This window comes from Reyranella sp., assembly GCF_965229815.1.
GTDB lineage: Bacteria > Pseudomonadota > Alphaproteobacteria > Reyranellales > Reyranellaceae > Reyranella.
In genome coordinates this window covers 241337-256953 of record NZ_CBDDJN010000008.1, presented here as the reverse complement: position 1 = coordinate 256953, position 15617 = coordinate 241337, and the positions used below count along the sequence as shown (strand labels likewise).

General features: G+C 66.2%; 13 protein-coding genes. 3 read left to right on the top strand and 10 right to left on the bottom strand.

The features are described 5' to 3' along the window. Positions 1-39 precede the first annotated feature (39 nt). From ACO073_RS28690 to rfbC, 3 genes are all read right to left on the bottom strand, one after another. Complete coding sequence (locus ACO073_RS28690; RefSeq protein WP_422002624.1) at positions 40-2976, bottom strand: glycosyltransferase; 2937 nt, start codon at positions 2974-2976, stop codon at positions 40-42. 62 nt (positions 2977-3038) lie between these two features. Continuing rightward, positions 3039-3941, bottom strand: coding sequence for a dTDP-4-dehydrorhamnose reductase (rfbD, locus tag ACO073_RS28685; RefSeq protein ID WP_422002622.1), 903 nt, complete (start codon positions 3939-3941; stop codon positions 3039-3041). A 70-nt stretch (positions 3942-4011) separates the two neighbouring features. Continuing rightward, entirely contained in the window at positions 4012-4575 is a 564-nt protein-coding gene (gene rfbC / locus ACO073_RS28680; protein WP_422002620.1) for a dTDP-4-dehydrorhamnose 3,5-epimerase, read from the bottom strand. 187 nt (positions 4576-4762) lie between these two features. On the opposite strand from rfbC, the gene ACO073_RS28675 reads away from it, so the two are divergent. Beyond that, a complete protein-coding gene (locus ACO073_RS28675) occupies positions 4763-5524 on the top strand; it encodes a class I SAM-dependent methyltransferase (RefSeq protein WP_422002619.1) in 762 nt (253 codons plus the stop codon). Positions 5525-5558: 34 nt separating this feature from the next. Here the strand turns inward: ACO073_RS28675 and ACO073_RS28670 are convergent, their stop codons facing one another. The 4 genes from ACO073_RS28670 to ACO073_RS28655 form a co-directional block, all read right to left on the bottom strand. After that, positions 5559-6917: a hypothetical protein gene (locus tag ACO073_RS28670; protein WP_422002617.1), complete on the bottom strand. Its 1359-nt coding sequence runs from the start codon at positions 6915-6917 to the stop codon at positions 5559-5561. A gap of 405 nt (positions 6918-7322) precedes the next feature. Beyond that, positions 7323-8534, bottom strand: a complete 1212-nt coding sequence (locus tag ACO073_RS28665) for a hypothetical protein (protein WP_422002615.1) — start codon at positions 8532-8534, stop codon at positions 7323-7325. 87 nt (positions 8535-8621) lie between these two features. Next, on the bottom strand, positions 8622-9404 hold the full coding sequence (locus ACO073_RS28660) for an ABC transporter permease (RefSeq protein ID WP_422002613.1): 783 nt from the start codon (positions 9402-9404) through the stop codon (positions 8622-8624). Then, entirely contained in the window at positions 9397-10701 is a 1305-nt protein-coding gene (locus ACO073_RS28655; protein ID WP_422002612.1) for a capsule biosynthesis protein, read from the bottom strand. The genes ACO073_RS28660 and ACO073_RS28655 overlap by 8 nt, the downstream gene beginning before the upstream one ends. Here ACO073_RS28655 and ACO073_RS28650 point away from each other — a divergent pair. Beyond that, positions 10686-11915 carry a capsule biosynthesis protein gene (locus tag ACO073_RS28650; RefSeq protein ID WP_422002610.1) on the top strand — a complete coding sequence of 410 codons (1230 nt, stop codon included), beginning with the start codon at positions 10686-10688 and terminating at the stop codon, positions 11913-11915. The genes ACO073_RS28655 and ACO073_RS28650 overlap by 16 nt on opposite strands. 36 nt (positions 11916-11951) lie before the next feature. Continuing rightward, on the top strand, positions 11952-12623 hold the full coding sequence (locus tag ACO073_RS28645; RefSeq protein WP_422002609.1) for an ABC transporter ATP-binding protein: 672 nt from the start codon (positions 11952-11954) through the stop codon (positions 12621-12623). Here ACO073_RS28645 and ACO073_RS28640 read toward each other — a convergent pair. The 3 genes from ACO073_RS28640 to ACO073_RS28630 form a co-directional block, all read right to left on the bottom strand. Continuing rightward, positions 12608-13519, bottom strand: a complete 912-nt coding sequence (locus tag ACO073_RS28640; protein ID WP_422002607.1) for a hypothetical protein — start codon at positions 13517-13519, stop codon at positions 12608-12610. The genes ACO073_RS28645 and ACO073_RS28640 overlap by 16 nt on opposite strands. Before the next feature lie 36 nt (positions 13520-13555). Beyond that, on the bottom strand, positions 13556-14701 hold the full coding sequence (locus ACO073_RS28635; RefSeq protein ID WP_422002605.1) for a polysaccharide biosynthesis/export family protein: 1146 nt from the start codon (positions 14699-14701) through the stop codon (positions 13556-13558). Between the two features lie 149 nt (positions 14702-14850). Next, entirely contained in the window at positions 14851-15537 is a 687-nt protein-coding gene (locus ACO073_RS28630; protein ID WP_422002603.1) for a class I SAM-dependent methyltransferase, read from the bottom strand. Positions 15538-15617 lie beyond the last annotated feature (80 nt).

Below are 15617 nucleotides of genomic sequence, written 5' to 3'. Positions count from 1 at the left end.
TCTCCGCGCCGTCGCGCTCTCGCCTGCCCTGGCAGGACGTCACGAGCCATACCCTTCCTCGTCGCGATACACGTGCGGCCTCCATGTGCCCCATCGCTCTTCGTAGATCGCCTTGTTGCGCGCCATCTGCTCGCGCTTTCGTTCGGCGCCCAGGGAATTGAACGAAGCGGAGAGGTGATGGTGGACGAACACGTCGTCCGCGATGACCATGCGCATCCCGGCCTGCTCGACCCGTCGGCAATAGTCGTCGTCCTCGAAGAAGCCCAGGCCATAGGCCTCGTCCAGGTAGCCGACCCTCTCCAGGGCCGCGCGAGACAGCGCGACGCAGAAGAAGGCGAGGCCGGTCGTCTCGTAACGCGACCGGAGCTGGCGGCGGACGCGGGTCCGCGCCGTGACCGCCATCTCCTGCATGTTGGCGTAGTGGATCGCCAGCTTCTGCTCGTTGCCGATGTTGTTGGTGACGGGCCCGACGAGGGCGATTTCGGGGTCAAGCATCATCGGCCGGATCAGGTCGCGAACCCAGCCCCTGGTGACGAACGTGTCGTTGTTGAGAATGACGACGTATTCGCCCGTCGCGGCCTTCAGGCCGGTATTGTTGCCGGCGGAGAAGCCGATATTGCCGTCGTTCAGGACGACCTTGACCCGCGGATCCCGGATCCGGGCCAGACGAGAGCGAGTCTCGTCGGTGGACGCGTTGTCGACGACGATGATCTCGAGATCGGGATAGTCGCTCAGGCCGAGCGCCGAATGCAGGCAGGCATTGGTGAAGCTCCAGTTGTTGTGGGTCAGGATCACGATCGAGACCCTGGGTGTCGCGGCATCGAGCGCATCGGCGAAGGCAGCCGCCCGATCCTCCCAGTTGTGCGCTGCAGCCCACGCCCGGCGTCGCTGGCGCAACTCGGGTGAATCCTCGGCCAGCGCCCGGGCGATCTCCTTCTCGAGCCCCGCCGGGTCGCTGGCGATGTACGCAAGGTCGGAGCCCGCCACCACTTCCGGCATGGCGGTGGCAACCACCGGCTTTCCAGCCGCCATGTACTCGTACATCTTGACGGGGTTCGTGCACTGGATCAGCTCGGTGAGCTTGAAGGGTATCAGCGCGACGTCGAACTCCCGAAGCCATGCGGGCAGTTCGGCGTAGGGCACCTCGCCGGTGAACATGACATTGTCGGGGATGACCTTCTCGGAGCGGTCGAAGCCGGTGATGTTCCCGATCAGCTGGAACCGCCAGTCCGGCCGGGCGCGGGCACAGTCGAGCACCCAGTCGATCTCGAACCATTCCGCGATCGCCCCGAAATAGCCGATCGTCGGAGGCGCATCCGCGGCACGCTCCTCGTCCCGCACGGCCTGCGCGAAATGCGCGATCTCCGCGGCGTTCCGAACGACAACGCTGTCGCGCCCCATGCGATCGGCAAGCGGCGCGGAACTGGTGACGACGACGTCGGCTTCGCGCGTCAGCCGGTGATCGAGCTCGACCATGGCCGGTGGAACGTTGTTGAATCCACCGACCAGGTCGAGGCAATCGTGGACGACCAGCGCGCCGGGCACGCCGACGGCGATCGGATACCAGCTCGGATACTGGACGACCACAGCCGGGGCGCGAATGGCCAGGACAGCGATCGCCTCGTCGAGAGCGGCGCGGATATCGTCCACTTGATCCCGGTCGAAGCCCGCGTAGATGTTCGGCGGAATGCTTCCCCGCAACCGCAGCTTCACCTCGAAGACGTTGAGGCTCGGCGACCGGGTGATCCTGAAACGGCCGTCGCTGTCGGCGCGCTCGAAACCCACCGACACGTAGAACACCCGGCGACCCTGAAGGGCGAGATTGAGCGCCAGATGCTGCGGACGCTGGATGCGGAAGTCCCAGTCGATGACGCCGAGCCAGATGATGTCCTGCCCCATCGGGCTCCCGAGGGCCGTGGCAAGCATCTCGCCATAGCGCTCACCCAGGCTCCTGTTGAGCGAACCGGCCGGAACGAGGCCAGCCGGTCGCTGGGGCGAATCGGCCGTGGCAGTCGACGCAGGCCGCAGGGCCCGTTTCGATGCGACGACTTCCGTGACCTCCGCAACCATGCTCTTCAAGGCAGCCTGAAGCTCGACGGTCTGCCCTTCGGCGGCGACAGCCAGCTGGGCGGCCTGAGCGACGAGCGGCGCCACGCTCGGGTCAAGCGCGGCCGCCTTCGCGAAGGCGGCCCGCGCCGCGTCGGCCTGACCGACGCGCAGCAGGAAATGACCGAGCTGGACATGCCCGTCGACGGAGCCCGGCGCCTGTGACGTGGCCCTGTGGTAGGCGATCTCGGCGAGTCCCGGCAGGCCGTCTTCCTTCAGGGCATGACCGAACTGCACCCAGATTGCCGCCAGCGAGGGGTCCCGCTGAAGGGCGGCCGCATAACAGGAGGCCGCCAGCTTCCAGTCCCGCGCGGCATTCGCCTTGTCGCCCACGCCGACGAAATCGGAGACGTCGAGCTTGCGGATCGAGCGGCGCGTCTTCGCGTCCAATGCTTCGACGAAACGCTCCTCGATCGGCCCCCCTCGCTCCAGGGGGCCCGGGATCGCGTGTGCGGCGGCATCCCCCAATTCGCCGATCAGGTCGCGATGCTGTCCTTCGAGCTTGACCGTGCGCGCCGCCGAAAGCTGCAGCCGTGTCTCGATGTCCTCGACGAGCCTCGCTGCCCGGCTGCGCCAGGCCTCGATCTGGACGAACAGCCCCTCGACCAGGGCCTGGGCCGTGGTGCAGTCGCCGCGCAGAGCCGCGATCTCCGCCTGCAAGCGCGCACGCTCGGCCCTGTGATCCTGGACCTTCTGCTGCAGCTGCTCGAGGGATTCGGCGTTCGACGGCAGGGGCCGGCCGGTTCGCCCTTCGACTTCGCGGAGGATGCTCGCTAGCTGGTACGTGTGCTCCTTCTGCACGGACTTCATTTTCTTGACGAGGTCGCGAACCTTGATCTCGGAGGTCTTCTTGGATTTCTTGCGGGCCATGGGTCGACTGGGAATGTGTCTGGATCTTTGAACCTCGGACGGGCGCCTCCGCCTCGACCGGGTTAGGGCGGGACGGGAGCGTCTTCGAGCACGGCATTCACGACAGGGCCGACGCGGCTTCGCCAGGACGCGGCTCCGAGACCGAATGCCGAGATGAAGCGCGCGCTATCGAGTCGGGAGTTTGCAGGACGTCTTGCCGGCGTCGGAAACTCCACGGTGGGGATCGCGGCGACAGGGGGCCGGCGGCCGGTGCGACTCGCCTGAGCCTCGACGATCGCCACGGCAAACTCGTGCCAGGAAGCTTCCTCGGAGCCCGCGAAGTGATAGGTCCCCCACCGGTCGTCCGAGGCGGCGGCACCGGCGCCGGCGCACAGAACGGCTTCGGCCAGATCCTCGGTGGCGGTTGGATTGCCGACCTGATCGGACACCACCCGCAGCGACTCGCGCTCGCGGGCGAGTCGAACCATCGTCTTCAGGAAATTGCTGCCGAAGCGGCCATACACCCAGGCCGTCCGAAGGATGAGGTGCTTGTGCCAGGCCGCCCGGACGGCCTTCTCTCCGGCTTCCTTGGAAGCGCCGTACACGCCGAGCGGCGCCACGGCATCGGACTCGTCGTAGGCGGACGGCTTCGAGCCGTCGAAGACGTAGTCGGTCGACAGGTGGACGAGGGGCACGTCCGCAGCCGCGCACTCGGAAGCGACCGTCGCGGCCCCCAGGCAATTGGCCGTCCAGGCGGCAACCGGCTCGGCTTCGGCCAGGTCGACCTTCGTGTAGGCGGCTGCGTTCACCACGACGTCTGGACGCGCCCGGACGATCGCGTCCCGCACGGAGTCCGGACGCCCGACATCGGCATCCCGATGGCCCACCGCCGTCAGGGCCACGCCCTTCCTTCGGGCCGCGAGCTGGAGCTCCCGTCCCAGCTGCCCCAGGCCTCCGAACACGAGGAAGCGGACCGTCGCGGTCATGACCGACTGGCCCGCTCGCCGCCTTCGGCGACCGGCGTCGCCGGAGTGTGGTGACGTCCCCGGCGATCCATCACCGCGCTTCGACCGCGGCCAGTTCGCGGAAGCCCGGCAAGCTGCGGTCCTTGTCGGAGATGGTGAGGACTTGGTCGCGAATGGGCCACTCGATGGCGAGATCGGGATCGTCCCACCGGATGCCACGATCATGACGCGGCGCGTACGGGGCATCGGCCTTGTAGGCGACCAATGTATCGTCAGCCAGTGTGAAGAAGCCGTGGGCGAGTCCCCGCGGGATGAAGAGCTGCGTATTGTCTGCGGCCGACAGCTCCATCGCGAACCAGCGGCCATACGTCGGCGAGGACTCGCGCAGGTCCACGACGACATCATAGATCGCTCCGGCGAGCACCCGCACCAGCTTCGCTTGAGCGAACGGCTCGGACTGGAAGTGCAGCCCGCGCAATGTGCCCTTGCGGCGCGAGAGCGACTGGTTGTCCTGGACGAACGCCGTTCCTACTCCGAGAGCCTCGAACGAAGCCGCCGACCAGGTCTCGACGAAATAGCCGCGATCATCGTCGAAACGGCGCGCCTCGATCAGCTTCAATCCGCCGAAGCCGACATCGCAAGCCTGAAAGTTCATCGCTCATTCCCGACCTTTGCCGGCGTCGTGCGCCGCTTCCCCAGCTCTTGATAACCCAGACGACATGGATTTGAAATGTGTGACAGGCCGGCCGTTTGATATCGATGTTTCCCTGTGGGAAGTATCAATCCTGGCTGCGGCGTGAACCTGACGGCATGCCCTTGCCGGCCAACTCAATGCGGGGTCGATGTCCACAGACTACACTTGGCGGATCGATACGGCGTTGCCGGCCGAGGAAACTGCTTCGCTGCTGCAACCATACCGGCCCTATCGCCTCGAAGTGTCGTTCAGCAATGGATTCTCCACGTCGACATTCGATGACCGTACTGCCTACCCGACGCGGGAACCGCTGGCCAAGCTGCACTATTTCTCCAGGAAGCTGGCCATCGGGCCCGATACTCGCGTGCTCGATGTCGGCAGCCATCTCGGCCACTACGGCCACTATTTCCTGAAGGCCGGCGCGGGCGCCTACACGGGAATTGAGATCGATCGGCGCACCCATGACGCATCGGTTGTTCTTGCACGGATCGCGATGATTAACCCCCGCCTGCTGCGCATGGATTTCGGCGACATCGAGTCGAGCGCGGCCGTCGCCGGCCTCGGACAGTTCGATATCGTCATCTGCCTCAGCGTGCTCAACAACATCGCCAACTGGCAGGTCGCGCTGCGCCGCCTCGCCGAGCGCACGTCGGGGTGCCTGGTCATCGAGTATGCCGCCGTCGACGAGGACCGCGCGGTCTGCGAGTACACGCCCGCCGGGCACGGCCCGGACAGGTCGCACACCTGGTGGTTCTCCGAACTCCTGATGGACCGACTGCTCGCCGACTATGGGCTCGAGAAGGTCGAGACGACCCTGCGCTGGAAGAACGATGCGGCACTCGGCGCCGGTCGGCTCAAGATCTTCTCCATCTACAGATCGACGGACGGCGGAAGTCGGCAGCAGGCGTGAGGAGGCGCGCGGCGTTGCTTGCGTCTCCCGCATCCTATTGGACGACAATCGAAACGATCGAGACCTCGACCGGTTCGCCGCCCTCGGGATCCGCGAGGCCGATCGCGTCGAACTCGCCCGCGACCGTTTCCATGCTGCCCAAGGGAGGGCCATCGCCGAAGCGGCCGTCGAACAATGAGAAAGGAGCGAAGGCCTCGCGCCGGAAGTGGAATATCCGCTTCCCGCCGTCGGCGACCGATGCCACGGCCGAGAGCCTCTGACCCACCGCGCGCTCGGCCCGCGTATTGTACGCGGTGGACAGGATCAGGTGGAGCCGGCCGGTCTTGTCGTCAGTGGGGCCGGCGAGCACGAGGCGGACGGCGGACCAGCCGGCGGGGAGCAGCCACGGACGGACGCCGAAGCGCATGGTGCGGAGCCGCCGCGCGCCGCTGAAGGCCAGGGTCCATCCGCGGTCATCCGCGACGATCCTGGGCGCCATCTTGTCGCCGACCGGTGCATGCAGCAGGGTTTCCAGCTCCGCATCCAGGAGGCGTCCGTGGGCCAACGCCGGGACGACGCCGGCCAGCGCGCGGCTGCGCGCCGTGTCGCCGACGACAGGAGTCGCAACCTTGAAGGGGGAACCCTCGACCGCGACCTCGCGATCAAGATAGTAGAGCATGCCGGCATCCAGATGCGTCGGCTCGATCCGGAAGAGAGCGGCCTCGGCCACTCCCCCCATGGGCTCGACGGTCCGCCATTCACGGCTCATGTTGCCGTGCCGCGGCAGTTGCTCCGAAACGACGAGCCGCGAGAGCGCTTTCTCCGCCGGCGACAGCGGCCAGCAGAGAACGGTGTCGGATCCGACCTCCCAGGTGAGGTGCTTTCGGCTCGCCGCCCGGCATTCCGCCAGCACAGGCGAGTCGGACGGAAGCTTCTGAATGCGATAGGGCTGAAGCCCGTTCAGCCCCATTCTGTGGTCCTGGTTGTGGGCCAGAGACAGGAAGTTCTGCCGCCTGACCCGTCGCCAGGTCTCCATCGCCATGTCCAGGGAGAAGAACTTGTCGTTGGTCGCCGTCTCGAAATAGACCTCGGCGCCGACGTCGCTCATGCGGAGGATCGGGTCGAACGCCGCGCACCACGCGGCGAAGCGGTCCGGTCCGATGTGCTCGATCGCAAAATCCCAGTAGTTGCGCTTCTCGATGCCCGGCAGGACGAAGCCGCCGCATCCGAACGACGAGAAGATCCTCTCGACTCGCGAATCGATCGCCGCCAGCAGGAAGCAGTAGACGCCGCCCCAGCTGCCGCCGACTACATCCTTGGGCTCGTAGCCTGCGTGAAAGAGCCAGTTGAGCGCCGACCAGATCGCCGCGACGTTGTAGAACTGGAAACAGTCGCGAAAGGAATCGCCGTTCATGAACAGGGGATCGGGCGCTCCTTCGAGGCCGGCATGGCTGCCCGACTGTCCGCGACCCACCCAGTCGACGACGGCGTGGTTGGCCCCGAGATGCCGGGCGAGCCACGTCATCAGCCCATCGTCGATACGCCCGGCCCCGCCGGGAAGCGTCAGTAGCACGCGGCGGTCGTCGGGATCGACGAGAAACAGGCGAAGCGAGATGTCGACGTCGACGCCGTTCCGCCGCATGCCCGAAATCAGGTATCGCCGGACCTCGACGCCTCCGTTCGTCTCGCGAGGCATGCTGTCGACGCGGTACTGCTCGACGGGGCGCAGGTCTCCGAGCAGTTCCTCGCGAGGAACCGGCGGCAGCCGCGGGTCTTCAAACCAGCGCCGCATGCCCGCCGGTCCCCAACTCGACAGGCGTCACTGCTTGCGGATTCCCACGAAGAAGTCGCGCTTCAGGCCGTTCGTCCCCTCTTCGTAGAGCACGATGTCCGAGAACAGTCCGCTGCCGCGCATTCGCTCGAACATCCAGTCGCGGTCGATGACCTCGGCCAGGCGCTCCGCGTAGTGAGCCTCCTTCTTGTAGCCCATCTCGAAGAACACCAGGGACCGCGCCTTCTCGAACAGCAGGGAGAGCGCGCGGTCAACCTTCTCCTTGTCCGACTGCAGGTACAGCCACTGGAAGACGCTGAAGGAAGACGTGACGTCGTACTCGGAATCGTCGTTCAGGAGGAACTCCACCGCGTCGGCGGTAATCAGGTCGGGGTACCTGCGGAAGAAATACGTATCCAGCAGCTTGCCGGTCAGGATGTCGTCGCGGACCACGTCGACGCCCCGCGCCGTGAAGCCAAGACCCGCCATGCGCTGGCAGAAGAAGCCGGTGTTGCAGCCGATGTCGATGTAGGTCTTCGAACGGCGCTCGAAGGACGGCATGTGCTTTTTCACGAACTCTTCCATGATGCCGGCGCGAACCTGCGAATCGTCGCGTATCGGCACGAGTTCCCGGAACTGTGGCAGGTCGATCTCGATGGGTTGGTACACCCGCTTCTCGCCACGATGCGGCTCGTTCTTGATGAGCATCAGGGAGATCGTCTCGACCGCCTTGTCGCGCAGCAGCTTGGCGCAGGAATCGCAGACCGAGAGCGTCGTGTTCGTCTCCGGCAGAATGAAGAACTGGGTCGCATCCCCATCGGCAAACAGGTTGCACCTCGCCACGAGTGTCGTCACTTCGCCTCCGCTCTTCTGCAGGAACTGCCGCTGCTGCTCCGTAGGGGTCGAGACCCAGACGTCATGTCCCCGCTCGTGGAGCCGAACCCAGACCGGCGCGATATCGGCCAGGAAGTACTGGGCTTCCTCGAAAACCAAGGTTGCCGGTTCACGATCTTCCAGGAAAGGCCGCAGGATATCGAGCGTCGTCGCCGTCGTCTCGAAATGATCGATCGCCGTGCGTTGTCCGTTCCGGCTCGAAACGAGGCCGTGAGTGGCAATGGATGCCGACTTCTCCAGAACCCCGCCGTCGCGGCACAGGAAGAGGTAGACCGGTTGTTGCCGCTTCCTGCGTTCTTCGACGATCTCGATGATACGAGCGGACTTCCCCGATCCGGGAACCCCAACGATTATGCGAAGACCCATCCGTCTCTCGTGTCTCCCCTACCGGCACGGCGGGCCGGCACACTCTCATCGCGTCCCCGACGGATCGGCAGCCCTTCTCACGGGACTTCAGCTCAGCGCCACCCGATCGCGGACCAGGCGGACGCTGACGACGCCGACAAAGGTCAGGCCGAACAGCCAAACGGCAAAGTACCCAAAATCGTAGTGGGACACGACCTGATGCCCGAAATAGCCGGCGCGGAACGTCTCGTAGCAATGGACCATCGGATTGAGCAAGACCGCCTTCTGCGCCCATGTCGGCAACCAGTCGACCATGAAGAAGGCCCCGGATACCGGCAAGCTGATGTACTGCAGCGGCTGGATGATCCTTTCCGCCGCTTCGGACCACTCCGTCACCGCCGCGATCACGGCGGAACAGGCCAGCGCAAGGCCCCCCATCATGATCCATCCGGCGAACAGGAGATCGTAGCGCTCGACCGGCCCGACCAGCCCTGCCAGGTAGAGCGTTCCCCAGACGACGAGGAAAGCCGTCGCGGTCGCCACGAACTCGAGGGACCCGCGGGCCAGGAGAATGTCGAACAGGCTGATGGTTCGATGATAGAGCAGGCCGGAGGAGCGGCGGAAGATCGTGATCGCGCTGTTGGTCACATGACGCCACAAGGTCAGCATCATGTATCCCGTCAGCACGAGTTCCACGAGCTTCACGCCCTGCTTCTGCGGCCCTATCGTGTAGGACCACACGACCATGACGCCGACCGTCAGCAGCATCGGCTCGAGGACGATCCAGACAAATCCGATATTGCCCCGGCCGTAGCGCATCATCATGTCGCGCACCATCAAGGCGCGGATGTTCCGCCCCTGGATGGCGAGCCCCCGGCGCAGCCTACTCATGGGGCGCCGCGTGCTCGCGGATGCCCGAAATGACGAGCCAGCCGATCATGACGAGCAGAAGGTTGCCGACGAACACGGTCAGGAGGCCCCGCCACCGTCGAGGCTCGGTCGAGTAGTCGGGCTTGTTCGGCTCGACGATCCGCTCGAGGTAGAGAAGCTGTCGTGCCGCGTCGGCCCGCGCCCTGACCAGCTCTTCTTCCGCGCTGCCGACCATCCGGTTGGCGAACTCGCGCTCCAGGCTGAGCCGTTCATAGTCGGCGATGCGGGCAGCGAGGCCGTCGGCGCTGCTGGCGATGCGTGCCCGCTCGCGCGCGATCTGCTCCTCCAGTGCCGTCGCCTTGCGGCGCAATCCGAGCAGCTGCGGGCTGGACGCCGATCCCGTCATCATCTCGGTGACCTGGGCGCGAGTCGCCGCCAGTTCCCCCGAGAGACGGGATATCAGCTCCGACAGCGCCACGGCGTTCTGGGTCGGATCGACGATCAGCTCGCGGTTGCGAAACTCCGTGAGCGCTGTCTGGGCCTGGATCAAGCGCTGCTGGGCCGCCTCGAGCTGGGACAGGCTGTTGCCGACCGCGTCGGTCCGAAGTCGATGGTTGATCCGGTTGACCAGGTCCTCACCGAGGGAGAGGAGCGTGACGGCGATCTTCTGAGCGTCGTCCGGACGGAAGGCCTTCACGCGCAGTGTTGAAATCCCGGTTTTGTCGGTGTGGAAAACCGTGATCGCGTACTGCAGGTAGCGATAGAACTCCTCGTCGGTGCGTCCGAACAGGAACGACGGATAGCGCGCGATGAAGTCGGCATCCCTCTGGCCGTACATCTCGAGCAGAGGCAGCTTCGCCTTGAGCTGAGCCACGGCGTCCCGCGACGTCAGGTAATTCTGCACGATGAACGAATCGTCCTGGGAGCGAGCCAGTCCGAGCTGAACCAGAAAGGCCAGGCCGCCCGACATGTCCGGCTTGGCGGCGGACCGCACCACGAAGCGGGACTCGGTCTCGTACTGGTCGGCGGCGATGAACAGGAAGTACGTGGCGGCCAGGAATGTCGGCAGGAACAACGCCAGCCAGATCAGGAGCCGGCTTCCCATGATCGCCCGCAGCCGCAGGCCGGACAGCCTGCGCCCCGGCCCGCGGGTCCCGGCCGGCGCCCACTGATCCGCCCAGGAAATCGCTCCGTCCCTGTCCGCCATGTTCAATCCTGACATTCCGGCGCCCAGCCGTCCAACGCCGGCAGGAGGCCGCCCAACCTTCACCCGCGGGAGCCGCGATGCTAGTCTATGATTGCATGCCGGACGCTTCACAGCTTGAAACCTATGCACGTCTCCTGCGGCTCACGCCGGTCGGAGACGTGCCTGTCGAGGCGCAGCCGCAGCCAGCCGATGAAAAGGCGACGCCGACGAAGGCCCGATACCGGTGGCTGGCCGCCGGCCGGCCGTCCTTCTGGCTGCTCGTCGTCCTCCCGACCTGCCTTGCGGCGGCCTATTTCTGGCTGGTGGCCGCCGATCGCTTCGAGTCCGAAGCCCGCTTCATCCTGAGAACGCCTGGCCAGAGCACCGCCAACGCCGCGGCAGCCGCCGGGCTGACCCACGCGGTGAGCGGCGTCACGCGCGCGAACGAGGACGGATACATCGTCGAGGATTTCCTGGAATCGCGGGACGCCATGAAGTTTCTGGTGGACCGCGCCGACCTCCGGGGTGCCATCGCGGCGGGCAACGGCGATCCCCTCTGGCAGTTTCCCAATTTCTTCACGTCCGATACCGAGGAAGGCCTGTACAGCCACTTCCAGAGGCTGATCTCGATCGACTTCGACAGCACGACCGGAATCAGCACGCTCAGGATGGAAGCCTTCCGCCCGGCGGACGCCGACCGGCTTACCCGGGCCCTGCTCGATGCCGCGGAAACGCTGGTCAACCGGCTCAACGATCGGTCCCGCCGCGACGCCGTCTCGACAGCGGAGAGCGAGGCGGCGCGCATGCGCCAGCGGACCATCGACGCCCAGGCGGCGCTCACCGCGTTCCGCGAACGCGAGCGGCTGATCGATCCCAGCCAGGCGACGATGGCCATCGTCGAGACGATCGCGCGCCTGTCCGTCGACGTGGCCGACATCAGCGTGCAGCTCAACGAGCTCGCCAAGAACTCGCCCCGCACGCCCCAGGCCGGCCCATTGCGGAACCGCAGGGCCGCGATCGAGGCCCAGATCGTGGAAGAGCGCCAGCGCCTCGCCGGCGATGCAAAGTCGATCGCGCCGCGGATCGTCGAGTACGAGCGGCTCATGCTCGAACGGGAATTCGCCGAGCGTGCCCTGATGGCGGCGCTGACCGCGGTCGAGACGGCGCGCGTCGATGCGCAGCGGCAGCGGATCTACCTCGAGCGCGTGGCCGAACCCAGCCGCCCGGACTATCCGGCCTACCCGCTCGGCCTGCTCTGGACGGCGGCCGTCCTGGTTGCCGGCTACATGACCTATCGCATCTGGAGCATCCTCGCCGCAGATGCCCGGCGACATGCCGATCCCTGACCGGCAATGACTCTGTCCGCGGAACCTGCGGCAGCTTTGTCCAGCGATGCCTCCGTCCGCTGCGTCGATGTCATACAGGTCACCAAGACCTTCGAGGGCGAGCACGGTTCGGTACGGGCGCTCGACGGCATATCGTTCCGCGTCGGGCAGGGCGAGCGGCTCGGCATCCTGGGACCGAACGGGTCCGGCAAGTCGACGCTCATCAAGATCCTGTCCGGCATCCTGGTGCCGACCTCCGGAGAGGTCAGGCGCGGATTGCGCCTCTCGTGGCCGCTGGCTCTCGGCGGCGGCTTCGAAGGACAGTTGACCGGCGCCGACAATGTCCGCTTCCTCTGTCGCCTCTACGGACTCCCGATCAAGGAGACGACCGACTACGTGAAGGACTTTTCCGAGCTCGGACGTCACCTGTTCATGCCGGTCCGCTTCTACTCGGACGGCATGCGCATGCGCCTCGCCTTCGCGCTCTCCCTGGCCATGGATTTCGAATGCTACCTCATCGACGAGGTCATCCTCGTCGGCGACCGTCGGTTTCAGATCAAATGCCATGACGAGCTGTTCGGCCGCAGGGCGCACTGCGGGATGATCATGGCCGTCCACGATTCGGGGATCGTCAAGGAGTACTGCCAAAGCGCGCTCATCATGAAGAATGGACGCGGGCGGATCGTCGAGGACGTCGCCGTCGCCGGGAGAATCTACGGCGCCCTGTAGCCTGCCGGAGCCTCGCCCGGCTGGAGGTCGAGCTGGACCTCGATCAGGGAGAACTGTCCCTCGATGGCCGAGTCCTGGCTGATCAGCCGGCATTCGACCAGGTGGAGAGGCTGCGCGACCTCGAAATCGAGCGACAGCGAGAAGAGCCCGCCCCTTTCCACCTCGAAGAACCCGCGCGCCACGCTGCCACCGGCATCGACCTCGAAGATGAAGGGAAGGCGACCGATCTCGTTGCTGAAGCCGAGGTAGACCGTTGCCGACCACCTGCCCACGGGCAGGGGCAGGTACGGTCCGTAGGCCAGGATGCGCGGACGGCCGCCGACCTCCGGCGCCGCCGGCAGCATCGTCCCGGGCGCGTCGCCATCGAGAAACAGCTCCCGTTGCCAGTTCAGCGAAAGAGGCGCCGCCGTTGCACAGGCCGCGCTCAACGGCGCCAGATAGCCCCTGACGACGTTCGCCACCGGCCCTTCCGGCAGCCCGTTCAGCGATGCCGTGGTCGGTCCCGGAAAGCCGGACATGTGCTCGCGCACCGCATCCGGCGAAGTACCGGTCAGGTCCGCCAGGGCTGTTGCCCATTCCTCCACAGGCGCGCCCGGCGCGAGCTGGATCGTGCACCGGGCCCGCGCGGCCACCTCGCGGGCGAAAGCGAACTGCATTGCGTTCGGCCGCACGAGGTCGCACAGGACCTTCTCCGAGGGCTTTGCAAGGGCACCGACATCCACGACCTGGTCGACCAGGACCAGCGCGTCGACGGGAGACGACGCGACATCGTCCAGGGAGGCACGGCTGAAGCCTCCCTCGACCGCACGAATGTCGCTCCCGCCGATGCTCAGGCGCCCGAGGACCGCCCTGGCCCAGGCAGCCTTTGGTCCGCTACCGAGTACGACGGTCGTCATTCACGCCGAAGCCCGAATGCGCGCCGCCGCCCGGCATCACCGCACCGCTGCGGATACGGCGACCACGCTCGCCCCCGGCACGATGAAGCCGATGATCAAGTTGACCACCTTCTGCATCTCGGTCGCCGGCGAGCTGGAAACGAACAGGATGTCCTTGTTGTGCATCGGAAAGCGGCGCGCCAGGAAGAAGCTGTTGGGATCGCGCATGTTGACGCGGTAGATCACGGGAACCTGCGACGTCGTCCCCGGCGCCGGCCTCGGCAGGCCGAGCTGATCGTAGTTGGTCGGATCCTCGAACCGGATCACGAACACACCCATCGGATCGGCGCGCTGATCGTTCAGCCCCCCGGCCCTGCCGATGGCCTGATCGAGCGTCAGGCCGATCGCATCGAAGGGGAGCACGGAGTTCTGCCCCGTTGCACCGACCACCGTGAAGGTCTGCGGCTCGCGGGTGACGGTGATGACGTCGCTCGGAAAGACGTAGATGTTCTCACGCGGATTGAGCAGGAGCGACTGCATCGGAACGCGCGCCGACTGGCCGTCCCGGACCAGCGAGATGAACGTCTCGTGGACCGGCGCCTTGGTGGCGCCCGCCGAGGCCAGGGCATCGAGGATCCGGTCGCCGCCGGCATTGAGCGGGATGCGGGCCCCGCCGCTCACTTCGCCGACGACCGTCACCGTGTTGGCGACGTTTTTGGTCACCGTGACCAGAGCCTGCGGCTCGATGGCCTTGCCTTCCAGGCCGTGGACGATCGCCTCCTCGACCTGCTTGGGCGTGCGATGCGCGGCGCGGATGCGCCCCGCATAGGGAACCGTCACGGCGCCGTCAGCACCGACGACCTGTTCCGGTATGGTCGCCGAACGCTGGCCCGGGCTCAGGCGGTCGCCCGCCGGCGCGGAAAAGAGCCCGCCGGCCGCTGCCTCCCACAGGACGATCTGAACGGAATCGCCGACGCCGATGGTCTGGGTCGCGGGAGGCCGGGTCGGACCGAACGTGTTGCGGAAGGATGCTGTCTGCCAGCGCTCCATCACCGCCACGATGTTCTGGTCCACCTCGACCAGGGCAAACCGCGTCTGGCCGGTCGACGTCGGGCGGGCCGCCGCGTTGAAGTCGGCCGACATCGGCCCCGAGCCCGGCATCCCCTCGCAGGCCGACAGGACGGTCAAGGCAACGATGGCCATCCCGGCCTTGGCAAGCAGCCCTGCCGCTGCTCCTCTCATCCTCAACAACAACGTCGAAATGCCCCTGCTCCGCCCGGACCGTAGCGGAAGTCTGCGAGAGCTCCTACCCCCTATTGATCCGCACGAAACCTGCACGAGGGCCATCGCGCCTAGGCCGCCGTGCCTGAGAGGCGCGCATCCAGCGCCCGCGGGTTGCTGACGACGTACCAACGGCGGGCGCCGTACTTGGAAGTATAGGGCGGTGCGACTTCGGTAACATGCTCGAACCCTGCGTTCTCGAACAAGGTCATCAGGCTGGGTTCGGTGTGCCACCACGAGACGCGGTTGCCGATCGCGGCCATCGGATTGTCGGCTTCCGGGAAGAGGATGCCGCCATAGCCCCGGTCGGAGACCGGCCGGTCGGCGAAGCCCTGGCGCTCCGCCGCCGAGGCCGCGCCCACCAGTTCGGGGATATGGACCTGCGTGTCGACCACGAGTTCGCTGGACTTCGGGCATCGCGACAGCAGGTCGATCTGATCGTCCAGGGTCAGGTGATAGAGCAGTCCGATGATGAGGATGACCTGAAAGTCGCTGACATCGAACGTCCGCACGTCGCTCTTGACGAAGGGGACCTCAAGATCGTCGGGCTTGCGCTCGTCCCGCCCGTCGACTGCGGTGACGTCGAAGCCCCGCCCGGCTGAAATCCTGGAGAAGATGCAGGGACCTGCGCCCAGGTCGACCAGCCGGCTCCCCTTCGGGCTTTGAATGAGGTTGTCGAGGATGTAGCGGAACGTCTGCGTTCGAAGGATTCCGGTGTTCGGGCCCGAAACTCCCGGCTCCACCTTCGCGATCTCCATTGCGTCCCCTCTCTTGCTCGCTTCCCGCATACGCCGAACCGACGCCCGACGCCAACGCCCGTCTCCTGGACGCGCGGCAC